The 16,222-nt window shown below is 57.5% G+C and carries 10 protein-coding genes and 2 pseudogenes; 4 read left to right on the top strand and 8 right to left on the bottom strand.

What is annotated here, in order from left to right:
- Window positions 1–518 precede the first annotated feature (518 nt).
- Genes NKH36_RS12430 through NKH36_RS12420 form a run of 3 tightly spaced genes read right to left on the bottom strand, consistent with a single transcriptional unit; the run spans window position 519 to window position 4,232 of the window.
- On the bottom strand, window positions 519–1,853 hold the full coding sequence (locus tag NKH36_RS12430) for an NAD(P)/FAD-dependent oxidoreductase (protein WP_352962256.1): 1,335 nt from the start codon (window positions 1,851–1,853) through the stop codon (window positions 519–521).
- A 2-nt stretch (window positions 1,854–1,855) separates the two neighbouring features.
- A complete protein-coding gene (locus NKH36_RS12425) occupies window positions 1,856–2,743 on the bottom strand; it encodes a dihydrodipicolinate synthase family protein (RefSeq protein ID WP_352962252.1) in 888 nt (295 codons plus the stop codon).
- A 1-nt stretch (window position 2,744) separates the two neighbouring features.
- Window positions 2,745–4,232: an aldehyde dehydrogenase gene (locus NKH36_RS12420; protein ID WP_352962249.1), complete on the bottom strand. Its 1,488-nt coding sequence runs from the start codon at window positions 4,230–4,232 to the stop codon at window positions 2,745–2,747.
- Window positions 4,233–5,151: 919 nt separating this feature from the next.
- Between NKH36_RS12420 and NKH36_RS12415 the strand changes: the two genes are divergently transcribed.
- From NKH36_RS12415 to NKH36_RS12395, 4 genes and pseudogenes are all read left to right on the top strand, one after another.
- Window positions 5,152–7,803, top strand: a complete 2,652-nt coding sequence (locus NKH36_RS12415; protein ID WP_352962247.1) for a CehA/McbA family metallohydrolase — start codon at window positions 5,152–5,154, stop codon at window positions 7,801–7,803.
- Between the two features lie 278 nt (window positions 7,804–8,081).
- Window positions 8,082–8,575 (top strand): annotated as a pseudogene (locus tag NKH36_RS12410) (HupE/UreJ family protein).
- A 417-nt stretch (window positions 8,576–8,992) separates the two neighbouring features.
- A complete protein-coding gene (locus tag NKH36_RS12400; RefSeq protein ID WP_352962329.1) occupies window positions 8,993–10,066 on the top strand; it encodes an alcohol dehydrogenase family protein in 1,074 nt (357 codons plus the stop codon).
- A 10-nt stretch (window positions 10,067–10,076) separates the two neighbouring features.
- Window positions 10,077–11,192 carry a mandelate racemase/muconate lactonizing enzyme family protein gene (locus NKH36_RS12395; protein WP_352962244.1) on the top strand — a complete coding sequence of 372 codons (1,116 nt, stop codon included), beginning with the start codon at window positions 10,077–10,079 and terminating at the stop codon, window positions 11,190–11,192.
- A gap of 112 nt (window positions 11,193–11,304) precedes the next feature.
- Here NKH36_RS12395 and dddP read toward each other — a convergent pair whose 3' ends face one another.
- From dddP to NKH36_RS12370, 5 genes and pseudogenes are all read right to left on the bottom strand, one after another.
- On the bottom strand, window positions 11,305–12,636 hold the full coding sequence (gene dddP / locus NKH36_RS12390) for a dimethylsulfonioproprionate lyase DddP (protein WP_352962241.1): 1,332 nt from the start codon (window positions 12,634–12,636) through the stop codon (window positions 11,305–11,307).
- A gap of 187 nt (window positions 12,637–12,823) precedes the next feature.
- Window positions 12,824–13,183 (bottom strand): helix-turn-helix domain-containing protein, encoded by a 360-nt coding sequence (locus NKH36_RS12385; RefSeq protein WP_352962238.1) that lies wholly within the window; start codon window positions 13,181–13,183, stop codon window positions 12,824–12,826.
- 173 nt (window positions 13,184–13,356) lie between these two features.
- A complete protein-coding gene (locus NKH36_RS12380) occupies window positions 13,357–13,752 on the bottom strand; it encodes a type 1 glutamine amidotransferase family protein (protein WP_352962236.1) in 396 nt (131 codons plus the stop codon).
- Window positions 13,753–13,775: 23 nt separating this feature from the next.
- Window positions 13,776–14,471: a cobalamin B12-binding domain-containing protein gene (locus NKH36_RS12375; protein ID WP_352962233.1), complete on the bottom strand. Its 696-nt coding sequence runs from the start codon at window positions 14,469–14,471 to the stop codon at window positions 13,776–13,778.
- Window positions 14,472–14,562: 91 nt separating this feature from the next.
- A pseudogene (locus tag NKH36_RS12370) lies at window positions 14,563–16,210 on the bottom strand (ABC transporter substrate-binding protein).
- Window positions 16,211–16,222 lie beyond the last annotated feature (12 nt).

Here is a 16,222-nt window from a genome sequence, read left to right as displayed (position 1 = left end):
TTTGCCCGCAAGCAGGCAAATCAGCCGCCTGCGCAACGCAGTCGCTTCAGGCTGCGTGGATCAGAGAAGGTCGCCAATCTTCCGGAAGAAGCCCAGACTGAGTGCGTGGCCAACTCGATGCGAAAAGTTGGGTCAGCCGCATGAGACAAAATTGCGTTTTGTTTTGTGACCTGCGATGCGGCCAGCTAAATGGCGGAGCCAGGCGTCCCACTGGTAATCGACCCGAGACAGTGATCCGGTCTCGATCCGCCCCAACAGCATCCATCCTGAAGCTATCCAGTTGTGCGCCAAGTCCGACATACGGGCCGGTCACCTTCCTAGCGGACTGGGTGCTGCGATGGAGCCGGCTTCAGCTTAGCGACGCCTTCCGCGCGCGGGGGGTTGTTTGCCAATTCTCGGCAAACGGGAAACAGCGCGGCCCCCGAGTCTCACCCGGTCGCTGCGGCGTTCAGGGTTCATCAGGAGCAGAAGCGGGAAAGCAGGAAGCGCGCGCGAAGCGATTCTGCCTCCGGCATCTGCTACTCGCGTCCGGCCCGCCATTCTCGCATTTTGAGATTGAACCTCGCTCCGACCTCGACTAGCGGGCGAGGAGGCAATTTTTGAGGCTTGTCGAATGCCTGGAATATTTCGCCGAGCGGAGATCGATGCCCCACGACCAGCTCCGCCGTTGCAATGCCTGCCGCGGTGGCTTTTGTCCCGCCTATGCCGTTGCAAGCGCAGGCGGAAAAAATCCGGTCTTCGAGCTCGCCAAATAGGGGCACCGTGTTCCAGGTTAGGGCCATCGCGCCCGCCCAGCGGTATTGCATCTTAAGGGAACGATGATCAGGAAAGCGGTCCGCGAACTTGCGATCATGCAGGTTAGCCGCGCTTTTCATCGAGCCTGCGCCAACCTTGATGTTGGGGTGATAGCTATAGCGCGACCGTATGAGGATCCGGTCACCCCCGGGGCCGTTGATCCGTCTCACCGTTGTGCCCATCGGGGCGGCTGGCGTCGCTCCCCATTTTCGCAGACCGCCAAGGAGTGAAGGTTCGAACGGTTCTGTCAGTGAGGCGTAGGTGAAGACATGGAGGAGTTCACCGCTTCCAAAGCCGAAGCTTTCCGCGTGACCATTCGTCGCCAGGATCACCTTGGCGGCTGTTACCTCGCCCTGCGGAGTCTTTACCTTGCACCCGCTTGACGAGGTTTCGATGGACAGGGCCGGGGTCCGTTCGAACAGCCTGACAGATCCCTGAAACAGATCCGCAATGTTTCGGACCAATGCAACGGGTTGCACCATGACCGCGCCTGGAGTGAAGAGCCCCGACTTGAAGGAGCGCGTGCCTGTGACCTCCGCAATCTCTGCTGCGCCAAGCAGCTGATGGGGTTCGCCCAACGCCTTCAGCTTGGATGAGTATGTGGTAAGGTGCTCCGTACCGGCATTGGTGATGGCAACGCTGTACTTGCCGCTAGGATCAAGGATGTCCCTGTTCCAGCCGTTCTCATTAGCCAATCTAGCGTATAGCTGAATGGCAGTGCGCGCGACGGTTATCTCGTTGCAGCTTTTGGTGGCAGCATCCGCTCCGAAGTTGCCTGACGAGATGTTATGCGGCAAATCGATGAGGAAACCGGAGTTCCGGCCACTCGCCCCGTTTCCCACGACATCGGCATCGATGACTGCGACCGAAAGGCCTAGGTCGAGTTGAGTGAGCCGCGTGGCCGCGGCCAGCCCTGCGAAACCGGCGCCGATGATGACGACATCAGCACTGATAGCGCGATCGAGCTCCGGCGTGGGCGTTCTTGCGGGAAGCAATGCTGCCCAGCCGGGCTCCGCTCCATGCGCCGGTAGTCGACTGGCGCGAAATGTCTTTCCCATTGTTACAGGGCTTCTTGCTCGATCAGCCCGCCAAGCGCTTGGCGAAGCGCCTCGATCCGATCTGACGAGAGAGAGCCGAACGGCTTTCGTGCCTTGCCACAGCCATAGCCAGTAAGATCTGCCGCCGCGTATACATGCTGGACATAGTCGCCCTCCCAAAGGAGGGACATAAGCGGTTCAAGTTGGCGCCCGATAGACCGCACATCATCCCATCTCTTTTCCTTGGCGGCCTTCGTGATTGCAACGCAGGTTCGAGGAGCGATGTTTGCACCACCCCAAATCAGTCCAGAGCAGCCCGCAAACAGCGAGAAAGGAACTAGCGGATCGGCCCCGTTTATGACATCCAGGCCGGTTGCGATCAGCCGCACCTGGGAGATCAGGTCTCCGCTGCTGTCTTTCACCCCTCGGAACTCTGGCAGCTCGCAGAGCCTTCGCAGCAGATCAGGCGTAATCCGAACACCGACTGCTTGAGGAACGTTATAGCCAATGATAGGTAGGCCCACTTTCGCGACTTCAGCATAGAAGTCGACAATGCTGTTGTCGTCCGATGGACCTTCGAAGAAGGGCGGGAGAACCATGACACCGTCGGCACCGGCATCCTTGGCGAATTGAGTTCTTCCCACGACATCTGAGGTCAGCAGCGCCGAAGCCTGTGCGATCACCCTGGCCCGTCCAGCCACTTTGCGCGCGCCGCGCTCAATGACGGCTTTCGATTCCTCAGGAGTCAGGTAGACATGCATGCCCGTTCCAGAGCTGAACACGAAACCATCGACGCCGGCGGCCAGGTAACGCTCGATGAGTTCCTCCAAGCGGCCGAAATCGACTCGCCCGTTTGCATCAAAGGGTGTCGTAATTGCCAGATTGAGCCCAGGAAAAGCGAATGTCGACATCTCAAACTCCTTCTTCGGACGAACTCAGATCGACCCACAGTGTCTTTGTCTGGCAATACTGATCATGCGCGTGAATGGATTTATCCCGCCCGCCAAAACCTGATTGCTTGTAGCCGCCAAAAGGAGTGGCGGCATCGCCCTCTCCGTAGCAATTCACAGTGACCGTTCCCGCCTTGATTGAGCGTGCGGCGCGAAGCGCCCTCGTGCCATCGCCGACAAAGACTGATGCTGCTAAGCCATATTCAGTCTTGTTGGCGAGCGTGACTGCTTCTGCGAGAGAGTCCACCGGAATGACCGACAGGATCGGGCCGAAGATTTCTTCGCGGACGTGCCTACCTTCGTGCTGCGAGAATTCAACGATTGTCGGCTCGATCGTTGTACCGCCGAATACCTTCCCGCCAACCACGACCCGGCCATCGGTTTTCAGGTAGCTGCTGACCTTCTCGAAATGAACGGTCGAAACCAGCGGACCGATGCGTGTGTCTGGGTCGAGCGGATCGCCAACGGTCCATGTCTTGGCTACATCGATAAGCTTTTCAAGCAGGCGATCCTTCACGCTGCGATGGACAAACAGGCGAGAAATGGCCGAGCAGTTCTGGCCCACGTTCCAGAACGCACCGTTGCAGATGTGGGCGGCCACGGCATCAAGATTGCGGACGTCGTCCATAACGATGCAGGGGTTTTTGCCTCCCATCTCGAGAACCACTTCCTTGATGTTGCTCTCCGACGAGTATTTGAGGAAGCGGCGCCCGGTCTCGGTCGAGCCGGTAAAGGAAACTCCGTCAATGTCCGGATGTCGGCCGATTGGTTCACCGACGTCGGGACCGTCACCAGTCACCACGTTGAAGACGCCAGCCGGAAGCCCAGCCTCGAGCGCAAGTTCCGCCACGCGCAAAGTGGTTAGCGACGTCTCTTCCGCTGGCTTGACAACGACGGTGCAGCCCGCCGCGAGAGCAGGCCCAATTTTCCAGGCCAACATCAGAAGAGGGAAGTTCCACGGAAGGACGATGCCGACGACACCGATGGGCTCGCGCACAATGAGCCCCAGGGAAGAGTCGTTTGCGGGCGCAACCTGGTCGTAGATCTTGTCGATGGCTTCCGCATGCCATCTAAGGCTGTTGATCGCCTCCGGGACGTCAATGTTGATGCAGTCGGTGATCGTCTTGCCGCTATCCAGGCTCTCCATCAGCGCCAGTTCGATCAAGTTTTCCTCGATCACGGAGGCAAGCCTCAAAAGCATCTGCTTGCGGGCCGTCGGTGTCAGCTTTGACCAGCGTCCATCCTCGAACGCCTGCCGTGCGGCGGTAACTGCCCTGTCGACGTCGGCGGCAGAGCCCGCCGGTAGATCGGCCAGAACCTTGCCCGTCGCCGGATTGAGAGTGGCATAGGTCCTGCCCGACAATGCCGCGACCTGCGCCCCATCCACGATCATTTTGGTAGGCAGGCTGATGGATTGTGCCTTCGTCTTGTAGTCCACCTTCCCGTGCATTCCGATTCTCCTCCTTTTGTCACGGCGTGACACTGAGACATCAACTTCGCTCGTGTTCGCTCGCCACGTCAGTTTCGAGTCACACACAACATCCCTTGCAGAAACTCGGTCGCCGCTTGCATCAATTCCCGCGGAAGACCGTACCGGGCCACTCCAGCCTCAGTTCTTGGTCCTTGCAGATACGAGGACGTTTTGTTTGATCGAAAGATTTGACCGATCGGGCCATACAAGCTCCGCCACAGCCCGGACGCAGGATCTGCCTCAAGTCACGTCTTGTGATTTGATGATCCCACATCCCTTCAACCATTTGATGGCATCAATAGATCTCACCTCACGCCTGAGCCGCGCTTGGCTACGCTATAAGCAGCAGCCAGCTGCAGTTCAAATGAGTATTATTGCCGTGCCGGATAACCAGGAGTCATAGCCCGTCCACAGTTCGACTTCACGCCGCGCTAATTCTTCGGCCTATGGGCGAGCCGGCCTTGGCAATGCCCTGGATAACAATGGCAAACTGTCCTCAAGCCGATCCAATGTTCGCCCCGCAATGCGAGTCTTCGCCAAAGGCACCGTCAGTTGTCATGGCCTCGAAATTGCCAATACCGGCCACTTGCGCCTATGATGCCAGGACGTTGTCATCTCAGGTTCTGCGGCCGCTAGTCGGGGCAGGTTGTTATCCCTTCGGGAGAAAGCGGAACGCGATCAAACTGAGTTATGAAGCCCATGACATTTTTAGAGGTCCGTAGCGCCACGAAATTTGCTATCGGGAGTCTGCAGCCCTCGCAGGGGCGCTATAAGGGTCTGGAAGGGAAATTCCTGAAAGTTGACTCGACATTCTCCCACGCAAACGCGACGCAATGAACCATAGTGCCGCCGCCGGCTCCCACCGGCCAACAGACCGCTGCTGCCAGGAAGCAATCGGATGGTAATTCCTCCCTCACCACATTTTAACGCTGTCGAGCTGACGGATCTATTCAATGCGTCCCGCGCGACCTTAAACGGTGGAACCTCTATGGGCCCACCAAACGAGGGTTGGAGCCAATCGCTTGCCGGTCTCCAATCGCTGCGAGGCATCCCCTTCCTTTTTGGCCAGCTGAGCAACGCAGACGTCATAATACTAAAGCCTGATGGCGCAGCCACTCATATTCCGATGACGCCGCAGAAACTTACCTACATTTTGTTTGCTCAGGCCGTTGCAGACCGGGCGGACGTTGTACCGCCCGGATTTGGTGACACGGCGCCGCTTGATAGTCCTTACTCGAAAGGCGTTGCGGCCAATGCTCTGGGTGATGTCGTGTCCCGCTACACGATCATGTACGCGGACGGCACGGAAACCGAAACGCGTATATTGCGGCGGTTCGCTATTCAGCAACACCACGTATGTTGGGGAGCAAGCCCGTTTGCCGCGGTGCCAGCGCGAGGACCGAAGGTCTTTGCCACGCACGCCGAAGACGTTGCGCTGGGGCGCGCATCGCTGGTCGATTACGGGCGAGCGGAATTTCGTACGGAATCGGGGCTTGATTATAGGAACGACAATCTCTGGCTTTACGCCATGCCGAACGAACATCCGGAAAAGGAAGTCGTGGGCATCGGGTTACGCGCAGACTCGGAACTGTCGCTGGTATACGCCATAAGCACGACCGAGCTTCAGGAGCACCCCTTGCGCCTACAGACGCGGAAAAAACTGAGACTGAGTCTCCCTGTGGGAGTGAGCCTGAACAGGTTTGGTGAGCTTGACTGTGACGATCGCGGCAACCAGATCGGACTTGATTTGGGAGTCGTTATCTCCGCTCGAAGGGTGTTGGATTACAAGCAACCGGAATGGCTTAGCGATCTGCATGACGTCCAGCCCGAGGCCTCAGAATCAGAGGTCATCGTGGAGTATTCAGCCCATCCTGATGCGCGGCTCTTTTTGAGAGCTGACGATGGCACACTTTGGGAGAAGGAGCTGAGATCACTGGCGCATAATGATCAAGCCACGGCACACGGAAACGAGCTTGCTGCTTTGCCGATCGCGCCGGCCACCAAGAGCGTACAATTCACAATCGTTGAGAAGGGAACGTCCAAGCGCGTGCCTGTCAGAATACACGTTCATGGCCCCCATGGCGAGTATCTCCCCCCAAAAGGGCATCATCGTAAAGTCAATGTTGGAACATTTGAGGACTGGTTCGCGGAATTTTCGAATGGCTTTAACCAGTATGCTTATATAAACGGCCATTGTGTCATCGATCTCCCGATTGGGAAAGTGTTCGTTGAAGTCTCCAAGGGTTTCGAAGTATTACCGACGAGGTGCGTCGTTGATATTACCGAGGAGAGCACCGACTTAACGTTCGAATTGGAAAAAATCCTGCATTGGCGTGAGAAAGGTTGGGTCAGCTCTGACACGCATGTCCACTTCCTTAGCCCCCAGACCGCTTTGCTGGAAGGGCAGGCTGAGGGGGTTAATGTGGTCAACCTGCTGGCATCCCAATGGGGTGAGATGTTCAGCAACGTGGGCGATTTCGACGGCCACACAACGCTTGGCGCAAAAGACTTCGGCGGCGACGGGGAGTTTATGGTCCGCGTCGGGACCGAAAACCGTCAACAGGTTCTCGGCCACATATCGCTGCTCGGATATCAAGGAAACATGATTGAACCCCTCTGCACGGGTGGGCCGGACGAGGCCGCGGTCGGCGATCCTCTGGAAGCTACTCTGGCGGAATGGGCAGAGCGCTGTCGCAAGCAAAACGGTCTTGTTGTGATGCCGCACGCGCCCAACCCGCAAGCAGAGCGTGCTGCCGATATCGTCCTTGGTCTGGTCGATGCGCTCGAAGTGATGTCCATGAATCCAAGGCGGTGGCAGATCAGTGCGTTCGCTCTCGCGGATTGGTATCGGTTCCTCAATATCGGCTATCAGCTTCCTCTCGTCGCAGGATCTGACAAGATGGATGCCGCTGCGCTCCTGGGGGGAATTCGAACCTACGCCAAGCTGGCCGACAACGACTTCACCTTCAAGAACTGGATGGATTGCATCCGTGGCGGCGATACCTTTGTTTCTGTCGGCCCGTTAGTGAATGCGACAGTTGAAGGACGCCGTCCTGGCAGCAAGGTCTCCCTCCCACCCACAGGCGGCACAATCACGGTCCACTGGGAAATTGAATCTGTCAGTGTTCGAACGCGGGCGGTCGAAGTGATCTGCAATGGCCTCGTAAAGGAGCAGTTTCGGTACGATCACCTTTCTGCGACAGGGCATTGCTCCTTCCAGGTAGCAGAGTCTTGTTGGGTGGCTATAAGGGTCAGAGGCAGTGTCGCCGGACGTAAGGACGATATTGCAGCTCACACGAGTTCTGTGTTCGTCGAAGTAGGAGAGCGCCCGATATTTGCGACGACGGATGCCGTGGCTGTTCTTGCCCAGATTGAAGGCTCGATTGCTTACTTGGACACGCTCGCCCCGAGAAGCAGCGAAGCCAAGCAAGCGCGAATGCGCGCCGCCCTCGAGCTAGCTCACCATCAATTGCACCACCGCCTGCATCATCAGGGTGTTGGCCATACGCACAGTCCAATTCATTCGCCGCATATTGCACGCGAGCATTGAGTTGGGCATCGAGAGCACTTGAAAAGTGCGCACAAACCTATGGCCAGCAACTGATGTGACTATCCACGTTGATCGAGCATTGGTGTATTCTCAGTCGCTGACCCGGCGGCGGCAATGCTGAATGTCTGGCTCGTCCAGACCCGTGCTCAAGGCCGATGACCGCGGCCCCCGGGCCGCTTAATTCTGCACGATCCAGCTAGAAGAAAAGGCGCACTCCATGATCTCCGCTTCGGCCAAGATGCACCACGCTCGCCGCAATCCTGCTCATCGCGGCCACGATGCCTGCCTACGCCCATATCGGTGTCAACGCCACCTCGGCCTTCGCCGCCGGGTTTGAGCATCCGCTGTCCGGCCTTGACCACATGGCTGTGATGATCGCCATCGGCCTTGGGGCGGCGCTGAAGGGCGGGAAGGCAATCTGGGCATGGCCCCTCGCCTTCGTCGCCGTCATGCTGGCGGGTGGCGGGCTTGGTATCCTACATGTGCCGGTACCATTAGTGGAATCCGGCATCCTCGCTTCCATGGTTGCGCTTGGTCTGGCGGTCGATCTGCCGGTCTCGCGCTGTTCCACGGCCACGCGCATGGCACAGAAGTGCCAGAGAATGTCGGCGGGCTGGAATACATGGCAGGCTTTGCCGTTGCCACCGCGCTTCTCCATGCCGCCGGCAGCGCGGCCGCTCTGAGCTTGGGCATGCGTTTTCGCGGCCTGACCCGCGCCGCGGGTGCCGCCTGCGCGGCGTTCGGCGTTGGCCTTGCCTACGGCATGCTGTGAGGCCGCGATGATCCTGGGCGAAGACGTTACGGCAAGGGCGAGATCGAGCTGAATAAGGGCTTGCCGACGGTTACGTCGAAGATCGCCAACAGCGGCGACTGGCGAGCCGGATCGCTATCACTTCTTTGAATTGACTCCGGCGGGTTGGTGGCTTTGAACCTGCCAGCAAATTGGCATCCATTGGTATCCGCTCAACCAAACATCGAGATTGGGACACGACGTACTCGCTTCGCGCCCCGGATACTCCTTTACGAATAACATTTTGTGCGTCGTTACATCACTTTTTGTGGAGTTGTTTTGTAACAAGGCCCGCTGCTAGCTTTTCGATCGATCAGACGGCGAATTTTATGATCAAAAGCTCAATTGAAGAGATGCTCCTTGGCGAAATCCCGATCAGCTGATGACATTCCGGAACGGATGGCGGGCGTGCTTCTGATGGGGCATGGGGGTTTCGATAAGTTTGTATATCGGAACGACATCCCCGTTCCGATTCCGGGACCAGGGGAAGTTCTGATAAAAGTGGCCGCTGCAGGCATCAACAATACTGATATCAATACGCGCATCGGCTGGTATTCGAAGGCCGTGAAAAGCGGCACCGCCGAGGGCGGCACTCTGGGCTTTGAAAACGCAAAGGACGCCGACGCAACGTGGTCCGGCATTCCGATGTCCTTCCCACGAATCCAGGGCATTGACTGTTGTGGTCGCATTGTCGCCGTCGGAGACGGCGTGGACCCGGGTCGAATTAGCGAACGCGTCATCGTACGAAACATGCTGCGGTCTTATGTCAACTACCGGGCGGGCGAGCACTGGGCTTTCGGCTCGGAGTGCGATGGGGCATTTGCTCAGTACACCAAAGCTCCATCACGTGAGACCCATTCGGTCAGTTGCAATTGGAGCGACGTCGAACTCGCTTCAGTGCCATGCTCTTACTCAACGGCTGAGGGCATGCTGCACCGTGCCGGGGTGTCACAAGGTGAACACGTCGTGATCTCCGGCGCATCTGGCGGGGTCGGATCTGCAGCGGTCCAGCTCGCGAAACGGCGGGGAGCGATTGTGACTGCAGTCGCAGGTCTAAGCAAGGCCGAGCAAATACGTCATCTGGGCGCTGACCGGGTGGTGTCACGCGGCGAAAGTCTGATCGAACACCTGGGAAAAGAGGCAGTCGATGTTGTAGTCGATGTCACTGCTGGCCCGGCTTTTGGCGAATTCCTGGAGGTCTTGAAGAAAGGCGGACGATACGCTGTCGCTGGCGCCATTGCGGGACCGATTGTCGAAATCGATGTCCGTACGCTGTATCTGAAAGATCTGACTGTCTTTGGCTGTACACTTTATGACGAGGTGGTTTTTGACAATCTCATATCGTACATCGAAAAAAATGAGATCCGTCCCTTCGTCGGGAAAACTTATCCGTTAGAAGACATCGTGCAAGCTCAGCAAGAGTTCCTCTCGAAGAGTATTAGCGGCAAGCTAGTCCTCGTCGTCCCTCAATAAAGGGTGGAAAATGTCGGAACTGAAAATCGTAGCAATCGATGTTTTTCAAGTCGACCTTCCCTATTCGGGTGATGTTTATAAATTGTCGGGCGGACGCGAGTACCGATCCTTCGACGCGACTTTTGTGCGCATATCGACGAATAACGGGCTTGAAGGGTGGGGTGAAAGCACGCCATTTGGATCGACTTATGTCGCGGCCCATGCGCTTGGTGTTCGTTCTGGTATAGCGGAGCTTGCGCCCTGGCTCATTGGCCTGGATCCCAGGCGGGTTGATCGCGTCAACGATGCGATGGACGCAGCTCTCGTCGGCCATGAGCATGCGAAGACTGCGCTCGATGTCGCCTGCTGGGATCTGTTCGGCAAATCAGTTGGCCTGCCAATATGCGAGTTGCTGGGAGGGCGTACAGATCTCAAAATGCCAGTGATTTCCGGAATCTATATGGACCAGCCGGAGGACATGCGTAGGCGAGTGGCAGAGCATCGCGAGATGGGCTATACGGGCCATTCGGTTAAGGTTGGAGGTGATCCAGCTGAAGACGCGGCTCGGATTGTGGCGTCACTAGCAGATAAGAAGGCTGGCGAGTATTTTATCGTCGACGCAAACGGTGGGATGACAGTGGAGACCGCCCTTCGCATGCTGCGTTTGTTACCTAACGGCCTCGATTTTGTGTTAGAGCAACCCTGTGCCACTTGGCGCGAGTGTCTCTCACTACGGCGTCGAACTGACATTCCAATAATCTTCGATGAACTGGCGATTACTGATGCGTCAATCCTCCAGTTGATCGCTGACGACGCGGCAGAGGGATTTGGCATCAAGATCTGCAAAAATGGCGGCCTTACGAAAGGGCGGCGACAGCGAGATATCGGCGTCGCGGCCGGTTTCACAACGAGCGTTATGGATACTGTTGGATCCGAAATCGCGTTCGCTGCCACTGTACAGCTCGCTCAGACCTTTCGCGAGAGGAATCTGCGATGCGTGTTCGACTGTCGAGAGCTCGTCTCGCTAAAGATCGCCGACGGTGCGTTTGACGTCGTGGAAGGCCGCATCGTTGCGCCGAACACGCCCGGATTGGGCGTCACCCCGCGCCTGGACGTTCTTGGAAAACCAGTCGTCAGCTACAAATGATGGCGACCTACCGGTGAGAGATGATCGAATAGCTTGCTCCAACGGTTTTGCCTTCACCTTGAAAAAAGGGGCGCAGCTATTCGCCGCGAGCAGGTAAGCGCTCCAACGACCATCAGCCAATCAAAGCTGGGTCGAAAGGGCACTTTGTGAGGTTCTCAACCCCGGTCTCGGTGATCAGCACCTGCTCTTCCAGTTTCACACCTTCGCGGCCACCCACGGCGCCGATATAGGCCTCCACACATAAAGTCATTCCCGGTTCGAGCACGTAGTCAAACGCTCCTGGTATGAAGTCTTCGGGATAAAGGATGGCCGGGTACTCGTCGCAGAGCCCTATACCATGCATCATGACGCCATAACGCTGCTCGACGAATTCGCTTGGAAGTTTGTGGCTCTTTTCAGTGAGTTCCGTAAAGGAGGTCCCGGGCTTAAGCATGGCCATGTTCGTCATGACATGCTCATAGGCGATTGAGTGCAATCTCCGCTGCTCGTCAGTCGGTCTTCCGTCACCGCAATACCAGGTGCGAGAAAAATCCGCACACATCCCGTAAGGGCCAACCATGTCAGTATCGAAAGCCACCAGGTCGCCTGCCATCACTCGACGGGGGCCAGCTTCCTGCATCCACGGGTTTGTCCGCGGCCCTGAGGTCAGGATCCGCGTCTCGATCCATTCACCGCCACGAGCGATGTTTTCGGCGTGCAGTACTGACCAGAGTTCAGTTTCCGCTATCCCTGGCTGCAGACGATCGCGCATTTTGGCCACGGCAATTTCGCAGGTGGAGAGGGAGCAGCGCATAGCATGGATCTCGTCAACGCCTTTTATGGCCCTCGCATGCTCCATGAGCTGCATGCCGTTGCAAACCTCGATGCCAACGGCGTCCAGTGCGCGCAAGCCTGGGATTTCAATCTTGTCGATGGCAAGACGCCGGTTCCCGCCGCCAAAGCGGCGCATCAGTTCGTCGATTTGGCCTGCGAACTCCTTGGCAACTGCCTCCTCTTCGTCGCCGGCGACGAAATAGTAAAACCCCGCTCCGCCATCCCGGATCTCGTCGATCAAAGGGAGGTGTGTGGACAGGTGGCTGCACCGATGGAAATCCCAAAGGACGACGTAGCCGTCTGCTGACACGAACACGGCGCGGGAGGGGTTGTGCATGATCCAGATATGCATGTTGGACGAGTCCGTTGCATATCTGATGTTTAGCGGATCGAAGCAAAGAACGCCTGCGTAGTCGCGTTGCCGCAACTGTTGCACGATGCGGCTGAGGCGCGTTTGTCTCATACGCGCCAGGTTGGGCGGAACGAGGCCGAGTTTCTTCCACTCAGCGAAGGCGAGGTCGGTTGGCCCGATTTCCACGCGGTCGTTGTCATCGATGCTGCCGTCAGGCTTCAGCGCGACGGCGTTTCGCGTTGGATCAATTTTGTGATTCGTGATCGAGAACGACGACATTGACAATGCTCCGATGCTGATGCGCTGCATCCTGCCGAAGCAGAAGCTGCTGCTGGTCGAGTTTGAGCGTGGTTGCACGCGTAGCAAAAGGGGGAAAAAAACGCGTCCGGTATAAGATCAATTTATACGTCCGAGAGGGCGATTAATCATTCTGTCTGCTCAATAAGTCGCTTGGCACGAGAGAGCCTCAGATGCAGGTAGTAACGCATTGGCGAGGCAGAGAGAGCGCGAGCAAAGAGCCGCTCAGTCTGCCGCTGCGACCGACCAACACATCGGGCGATGTCGCGTAGGGCAACGGATCTTCGATGTGATCGTCCATGATCCGGATTACTTCGGCTAGAGGTTTGCAGATGCCGGTTTCTTCGGCGTTGATGGTCCACTGGCGGTCATCATCGGAGCGCCAATATCCATTGGTATGCCGACAAACAGATATTGCTGCCTCGCGTCCGAGGTGTTCGCTGATCAGATGCATGACGAGATCGAAGCACGCAAATTCGCCCGCACAGGTGATGACGTGGGCATCTCTGACAAACAGCTGGTCTGTCACGCGCAAGCGCCCGAATGTTTCACAGCCGCCCGCTTATCCCAATGAATAGTGCAAGCCGCATCGTCTAACATCCCGATCTCCGCCACGAGCCAGGTCGCGGTACCGAGCGCAGTGATTGGCACTCCGTGCCGCCTGCAAAGCCGTAGCAGATTGAATAGGGGTGCCGAGGCCTGCTATTCTACGCGCTCGCCTGCGCAGACGACGACCATATCCGGGTATCTGCCAGCCTGTACGGTTTGTCCGACCCTGGCAAAGTCACTGCCGACTGACACGCCAAGCCCGCTCGCGCATTCGACCGACTTCCCATCCAAGCTCGCTACCATCCATTTGAAGAAGGATCGGCATGAAACGGAGTTAGCGAGACGAAGTGGATCCACGAAAGACGAAAGACTGAGTTGCGAGAATCCAGGCAGCACCAGAATGATTATTTGGTACTGATCGGCCTGTGCCTCGATAGCCTGACGCTTGCTGTTCCATTGAATGAAGCGCGGCCGGTCGACCTGCGTAAAAGGCGCATTCAGCACAAACGTCCTTGTTGGTTGCCCGACAGGCAGTGACTGGGTTTTCATGGCTGCAGCAGATCGGTGGAGCTTCAACCGCGGGTGTTGTGCCTGCGCTTCATGAAGTCCTTGGCGGTCTCGACCGCCACGGCTGCGTCGCGGCAATAGGCATCGGCGCCGACGGCCTTGCCGAATTCCTCATTCAGCGGCGCGCCACCGACCAGCACGACATAGTCGTCGCGGATGCCCTTTTCCTTCATCGTGTCGATGACGACCTTCATGTAAGGCATGGTCGTGGTCAGCAGGGCCGACAGGCCGACAATGTCCGGCTTATGCTCTTCAATCGCGGCCATATATTTCTCGACTGCATTGTTGATGCCGAGGTCAATCACGTCGAAGCCGGCGCCTTCCATCATCATGCCGACGAGGTTCTTGCCTATGTCGTGGATGTCGCCCTTGACGGTACCGATCACCATCTTGCCCTGCTTCGGCGCGCCCGTGGCGATAAGCAGCGGTCGCAGGATGAACATGCCAGCCTTCATGGCGTTGGCGGACAGAAGCACTTCCGGCACGAACAGGATGCCGTCGCGGAAATCCTCGCCGACGATGCGCATACCTTCAACCAGCGCCTCGGTGAGCACGGCATAGGGCTGCCAGCCGCGCTCGAGAAGGATATGCGTTCCTTGCTCGATCTCTTCCTTCAATCCGTCATAAAGGTCGTCGTGCATCTGCTGCACAAGTTCCTCGTCGGAAAGCTCGGAAAGGATGATCTCGTCGTCGTCGGCCATATCGGTTTGCCTCGTGCATAATTAAAGGGGGTCGGTACCCCATGCTCTATGGGGTACCGACCAGGCTTCCGGCTGGAGCCTTGGGAGTTGATCAGGCTGCCAGCCAGACCGTCTGCAGATCCATCTGGAAAGTCTGATGGATCGCGTAGTTCTGGACCTTCTTGCTCATGTGACCATAGAGGCTCTGCCAGACGGTTGGATGATCACGCCCGAGTCCTGCATAATCGCTTCAAGGTCCTTCATGAGTTCCTTGCGCTTGTCGACGTCGCTCACCGAGAATGCCTTCTTGAGTTTGGAGTCGAAATCAGGATCAGAGTGGGCAGTCTCGTTCCATGCCTCGCCGGTCCTATAAGCCAGCGCCAATACCTGAACGCCCAGCGGCCGCATGTACCAGACGGTCAAGGAATACGGGTATTTCGACCAGTCGTTCCAGAATGTCGAGCCTGGAAGAACCGTGCGCTTCACCTTGAAGCCGGCTTCACGCAGTTGAGCCGCGATCGCATCGCCGGTATTCTTCTGCCACTCCTCATCGATCGAGATCAGCTCGTGCTCGAAGTCCGCCTGTCCTGACTCTGCCATCAGCTTCTTAGCGCCCTCGAGATCGCGCGCCTTCTTTGGCAATGCGTAATACTCTGGGTGGATCTGGCTGACATGGTGGTTCTCGCCGACCGTGCCGCGGCCGTTGTAGCCGAGCTGCAGTACGGCGTTATTATCTACCGCCATCTGAAGCGCGTTGCGGACTTTCTTATTATCATATGGCTTGTTCGTCGTGTTGGTGCGGCTCACCAGCGTCGTAGCGGTGGCGACTTCCGACTTGACCACGTTCATCTTGTTCAGGATGTCGATGAAGTCCGCTGGAGTCTCCAGGTTCAGGTCGATCTCGCCGGATTCAAACGCGGACACGGTCGCCTGGAAGTCAGTGCCATAGTCTATGAACTGCACGCCGTCGAGCAACGCTTCGCCGCCCCACCACTTGCCGTCGGCACGGCGCTTGACCTCAGCCTTGCTGCCCACGGCGTAGGATACCAGTTCGAACGCTCCCGTCCCGATCGGTTTGCCAATCGGATCCGCGCCCGTGCTGTCGAAGCTACGGTGCACGATCAGTCCCGGATAGTCAGTGAAATTGGCGATGATTGCGATATCGGGTTGGCTGAGATTCAGCTTGACCGTGTGGTCGTCGACCTTGGCGATCGCCCCATCCCGCGCCTTGCCGGTTTTGACGTCCATCAGGGCACCGACACGGGAGGTCATTGAATTGCCGGAGATACCCTTGTCGCACCGGCGGGTGTGTTGAAGACCACGTCATCGGCGTTGAACGCGTCACCGTTATTCCAGGTGACACCCTTGCGGACGTGGAGCGTATAGTCGGTGGCGTCGGCGTTTACCTCCCAGCTTTCGAGCAGCACGGGTTCGAACGTGAACTGGTGCGTATAACGCACGAGCGGCTCGAGCCAGCTACGCGTGATGTTGGCCATTTCCACCCAGTCGTAGGTGCGAGGGTCTTTCTGCGCCTTGACGGGCATAGACACACGCAGGCTGCCCCCCTTCTTTGGTTCGTCGGCGAGCGCCGTATCGGGCAGGGCCACTCCAATCAGGCCATAAGCCATTGCGGCCGAAGCGCCGAAGGTGCTTGCAAGCGCCAGGAACTCGCGCTTATCCATCCTGCCCGCCTTGACCTCACCTGCCATATCCTCGATGGCAGCGGGGACGCGGTCCCCATTGCTTTTGAAAAATCCCACTTCATTCTCCCT

Origin of the sequence: Mesorhizobium sp. M1312, from assembly GCF_040318115.1 — a bacterium.
Classification (GTDB): Bacteria; Pseudomonadota; Alphaproteobacteria; order Rhizobiales; family Rhizobiaceae; genus Mesorhizobium.
The sequence above is the reverse complement of the archived record's forward strand: the minus strand, read 5'-3'. Positions and strand labels throughout refer to the sequence as shown.

What these genes read in the sequence shown, in the direction of transcription:
- NKH36_RS12430 (WP_352962256.1), bottom strand. Translation starts at nt 1,853, where the DNA reads ATGGGAAAGACATTTCGCGCCAGTCGACTACCGGCGCATGGAGCGGAG.
- NKH36_RS12425 (WP_352962252.1), bottom strand. Translation starts at nt 2,743, where the DNA reads ATGTCGACATTCGCTTTTCCTGGGCTCAATCTGGCAATTACGACACCC.
- NKH36_RS12420 (WP_352962249.1), bottom strand. Translation starts at nt 4,232, where the DNA reads ATGCACGGGAAGGTGGACTACAAGACGAAGGCACAATCCATCAGCCTG.
- NKH36_RS12415 (WP_352962247.1), top strand. Translation starts at nt 5,152, where the DNA reads ATGGTAATTCCTCCCTCACCACATTTTAACGCTGTCGAGCTGACGGAT.
- NKH36_RS12400 (WP_352962329.1), top strand. Translation starts at nt 8,993, where the DNA reads ATGGCGGGCGTGCTTCTGATGGGGCATGGGGGTTTCGATAAGTTTGTA.
- NKH36_RS12395 (WP_352962244.1), top strand. Translation starts at nt 10,077, where the DNA reads ATGTCGGAACTGAAAATCGTAGCAATCGATGTTTTTCAAGTCGACCTT.
- dddP (WP_352962241.1), bottom strand. Translation starts at nt 12,636, where the DNA reads ATGTCGTCGTTCTCGATCACGAATCACAAAATTGATCCAACGCGAAAC.
- NKH36_RS12380 (WP_352962236.1), bottom strand. Translation starts at nt 13,752, where the DNA reads ATGAAAACCCAGTCACTGCCTGTCGGGCAACCAACAAGGACGTTTGTG.
- NKH36_RS12375 (WP_352962233.1), bottom strand. Translation starts at nt 14,471, where the DNA reads ATGGCCGACGACGACGAGATCATCCTTTCCGAGCTTTCCGACGAGGAA.